This window comes from Nafulsella turpanensis ZLM-10, from assembly GCF_000346615.1.
GTDB classification, from domain to species: Bacteria; Bacteroidota; Bacteroidia; order Cytophagales; family Cyclobacteriaceae; genus Nafulsella; species Nafulsella turpanensis.
Genome location: NZ_ANNU01000053.1, coordinates 1 through 385, shown reverse-complemented (window position 1 = coordinate 385; position 385 = coordinate 1). Strand labels below are relative to the sequence as shown.

Below are 385 nucleotides of genomic sequence, written 5' to 3'. Positions count from 1 at the left end.
CCGCCTCAATCTCGCTGCCTCCTGGCCTGCTGCCGTAAGGGGAGTGCAAAGGTAGTTAATCTTCCGACTCCGGCAAACATTGAAGAAGATTTTTTATTTCTTTTTCCCTGCCTCACCTGCTCTGGCTACTAAAGCTTTTCTTTCCTTTCAGGCGGCTATTGATAACCTTTTCTACCTAAAGGAAAGTTCCACCAAAGCAATACTTTCTCCTCTACTTTTACTTCAATAAATAAGCTTCCAAAATCTCTTTCTTCTGCTCTGTTTCCCTCGTTTGGGATTGCAAACATAACAGCTCTTTTCTTCCCCCGCAAGAGCTCCTCAAAAGTATTTTCACCCCATTCCGAAACTTCTTCTTCTACCTCCCCTTTATTCCGGATTCTCCTCT

At 43.9% G+C, this 385-nt stretch carries 1 protein-coding gene; it reads right to left on the bottom strand.

The genetic code is table 11. The features are described 5' to 3' along the window. Nucleotides 1–155: 155 nt before the first annotated feature. Nucleotides 156–385: hypothetical protein (locus F752_RS26315; protein ID WP_040664897.1), on the bottom strand; the 230-nt coding region annotated here is incomplete at its 5' end.